This is a genomic window from Phenylobacterium sp., assembly GCF_030693805.1.
Classification (GTDB): Bacteria; Pseudomonadota; Alphaproteobacteria; order Caulobacterales; family Caulobacteraceae; genus Phenylobacterium.
Genome location: NZ_JAUXZW010000005.1, coordinates 1 through 3,047, shown reverse-complemented (window position 1 = coordinate 3,047; position 3,047 = coordinate 1). Strand labels below are relative to the sequence as shown.

The 3,047-nt window shown below is 67.9% G+C and carries 4 protein-coding genes and 2 tRNA genes; 1 reads left to right on the top strand and 5 read right to left on the bottom strand.

Annotated elements, in window-relative coordinates:
- The coding region (gene ndhC, locus Q8M88_RS00400; RefSeq protein ID WP_305593959.1) for an NADH-quinone oxidoreductase subunit A at nucleotides 1–177 on the bottom strand (177 nt) is incomplete at its 3' end.
- Nucleotides 178–393: 216 nt separating this feature from the next.
- Here ndhC and Q8M88_RS00395 point away from each other — a divergent pair.
- Nucleotides 394–470: transfer RNA gene (locus Q8M88_RS00395), tRNA-Asp, on the top strand.
- Between the two features lie 39 nt (nucleotides 471–509).
- Here the strand turns inward: Q8M88_RS00395 and Q8M88_RS00390 are convergent.
- From Q8M88_RS00390 to Q8M88_RS00375, 4 genes are all read right to left on the bottom strand, one after another.
- Entirely contained in the window at nucleotides 510–1,424 is a 915-nt protein-coding gene (locus tag Q8M88_RS00390) for an aldo/keto reductase (RefSeq protein ID WP_305593957.1), read from the bottom strand.
- Between the two features lie 22 nt (nucleotides 1,425–1,446).
- A tRNA-Val gene (locus tag Q8M88_RS00385) sits at nucleotides 1,447–1,523 on the bottom strand.
- 118 nt (nucleotides 1,524–1,641) lie between these two features.
- A complete protein-coding gene (locus tag Q8M88_RS00380; RefSeq protein ID WP_305593955.1) occupies nucleotides 1,642–1,914 on the bottom strand; it encodes an HU family DNA-binding protein in 273 nt (90 codons plus the stop codon).
- A gap of 170 nt (nucleotides 1,915–2,084) precedes the next feature.
- The coding region (locus Q8M88_RS00375; RefSeq protein ID WP_305593953.1) for a S16 family serine protease at nucleotides 2,085–3,047 on the bottom strand (963 nt) is incomplete at its 5' end.

Sequence of the window (3,047 nt, the reverse complement as noted above, 5' to 3'; positions counted from 1 at the left end):
GAACTTCATGCGCGCGTCGTCGAACGCGTTGAAGCCGCACTCGTAGGTCGAGAGCTTTTCGGGGTCGGGATTCTTCGGCGCCAGCACGAAGGCGGCGATCACGAAACCCAGACCCAGCGCCGTCGCGATCCCAAGGAAGATCACGATGGGCAGGTACTGCAGAAGGAACGCGTTCATGGAATCCTCGGACCGGAGTCGCGGGCCCTTCTAGACCAGGGCCGCGCGGCGTTCAAACGGCGCGTTTGCATTGCGGCGAAAGGGCCACAGGCGGTGTGGATTTGCGGGCGCCGAAGAACCTGACAGTGCGCCTTACGGCCGGCCAAGCGCCACTCTTCCGTTGACACGATTCAGGGTGCGACCTATCAGACGCCCCTCGCGTTTCGCGGAAGCGATGCGGATGTAGCTCAGTTGGTTAGAGCGCCGGCCTGTCACGCCGGAGGTCGCGGGTTCAAGTCCCGTCATTCGCGCCACCGCTTTTCCAGCAGCCCGACGGCGCGGCGCGGCTCTCCTCAGATCTGCAGTGCTTCATCGGTCGCGCTGCGCACGCTCGCCGGAAGGCTCATACCCGACGCTGCGACGTTCTGGGCCAGGTGACCTGGGCGCGTCGTGCCGACGACGGCGCAGGCGACATTGGCGTCATCCAGCACATAGGCCAGCGCGGCCTGGGCCGGCGTCATGCCGGGGACGTTCAGCAGACGCGCGACACGCGCGCCCCGGCGCATCTCCTCGCGGTGGCGGCCCAGGCCGCGGGCCGCGTACCAGAGGTCTTGGGGCCCGCGCAGCTTCAGCACCTGGAACTGCGCATGCCCCATGCCCAGCGCCATGCCCGCCAGGACGCCCTTGCCGGCCGCAGCAGCCCGGGCGACCAGGCCAGCGCGTTCCGGGCGCAGGATATTGTAGTCGACCATCACCACGTCGAAGGCGGCCAATCCAAGGACGTGCTCGATGACCGCAGGGTCGAAGCTGTTGACCCCCAACGCGCGTACCATCCCGCGGGCGCGCAGCCCCTCCAGGGCCGCCAGCAGGGGCTCGTCCAGCTCGCTGATCGCCGGACCGTGGAGCTGCAACAGCGGCAGTACGTCCAGCCCCAGACGTTGCAAAGAGGCCTCGGCGCTCGCGACGACGCCGGCGGGCGACATATCGCGCACGATGCGCCCTCCCCCAACGTGGCGCGTCCCCGCCTTGCTGGCGATGACCAGCCGCGAGGCGTCGCGTCCCTTGAGCGCCCGGCCCAGGCGCGGCTCGGCCTCGCCACGGGCGTAGCTGGCCCCGGTGTCGAAGAAGGTGACGCCAGCCTCGATCGCCTGATGGACGAGGCCTATGGCCTCGCGTTCGGCGAACTGCGGCTTGCCCCAGTAGCTCGCGCATCCGAAGCCAATTTCGGAGACGACGAGGGCTGTGGCGCCGAGGGATCGATAGAGCATGGCGCCCGCGCAGGCTCGAAGGTGGTGGGCGGCGAGGGGTTCGAACCCCCGACCCCCTGGGTGTAAACCAGGTGCTCTGACCAGCTGAGCTAGCCGCCCGCGGCGGCCCTTGTAGCCGAGCATGCGGGCTGCGTCAGGGGTTTCGTCCGCCTCATGCACGACGAGGGGCGGCCGCGTGACGGCGACCGCCCCCGCCGACGACAAAGAGACCTTTGCTTTAGTTCAGGGCGCCCTTCAGGCCCTCGCCCGCTCGGAAGCGCGCGGTCTTGGTCGCGGGGCGTTTGACGGTCTCGCCGGTGCGCGGGTTGCGCGCGGTGCCGGCCGGCCGGCGAACCGGCACAAAGCTGCCGAAGCCCACCAGGCGCACCTGGTGGCCGGCCTTAAGCGAACTGGTCACGGAATCGATGAACGCTTGTAGCGCATCCTTCGCCTGAGCCTTGTTGAGGCCCGCCTTCTCGGCGATTGCGGTCACGAGTTCGGCCTTGGTCATCTTGGGTGTCTCCCAACCCTTGGTGCAGCGGCGCGGACCACGCAGTCCCCCAGAGCAGCACGCGCGGTTGGGATTATGTCGCTCCATTAACGCGCGTCAAACGAGAGCGGCGCGGAGTCGCCTCCGCGCCGCTCGACTTGACGTCGTTTTCAGCCGTTCCGGCGGCGACGTCAGTGAGTGATGACCGACTCCACATCACCGTCGTCCGCCTTCGGAGCGATCGGCGGATGATCGGCCTCCGACCACTCGATCGGCGTGGGCGGTCGCGTGAGCGCGTGCGACAGCACCTCGTCGATGTTGGAGACGGGAATGATCTCCAGCGCCTTGCGGACATTGTCCGGAAGATCAGCCAGGTCCTTCTCGTTCTCCTGCGGGATCAGCACCGTCTTGACGCCCGAACGAAGGGCGGCCAGCAGCTTCTCCTTCAGGCCGCCGATCGCCGTCACCCGGCCCCGCAGCGTGACTTCGCCGGTCATGGCGAGGTCGGCGCGGATCGGAATACCGGTGAGCACCGAGACGATGGCCGTGGCCATCGCGGCGCCCGCCGAAGGGCCGTCCTTGGGGGTCGCGCCGTCCGGCACGTGGATGTGGACGTCGGTGCGTTCGAAGACCGGCGGCTCGATGCCGAACTTGGTCGCGCGGCTGCGGACGTAGCTGTTCGCCGCCGAGATCGACTCCTTCATCACGTCCTTCAGGTTTCCGGTGATCGACATGCGGCCCTTGCCGGGCATCCGCACCGCTTCGATGGTGAGGATGTCGCCGCCGAACTCGGTCCAGGCCAGGCCCGTGACGATGCCCACCTGATCTTCCGCGTCCGTCTCACCGTAGCGGTGCTTGCGCACGCCCGCGTATTTGGCCAGGCGCTCATCGTCGATGGTGATGGTGGTCACGCCTTCGCGCGCCATGTCACGCACCGCCTTACGCGCCAACCCGCCCAGCTCGCGCTCGAGCGAGCGCACGCCGGCTTCGCGTGTGTAGTACCGGATCATGCCGCGCAGCGCCGACTCGGTGACTTCCATCTCCTCGTCGCGCACGCCGTTGTTCTTCTGCTGCTTGGGCAGCAGGTAACGCAGCGCGATGTTGAGTTTCTCGTCCTCGGTGTAGCCAGCCAACCGGATCACTTCCATCCGGTC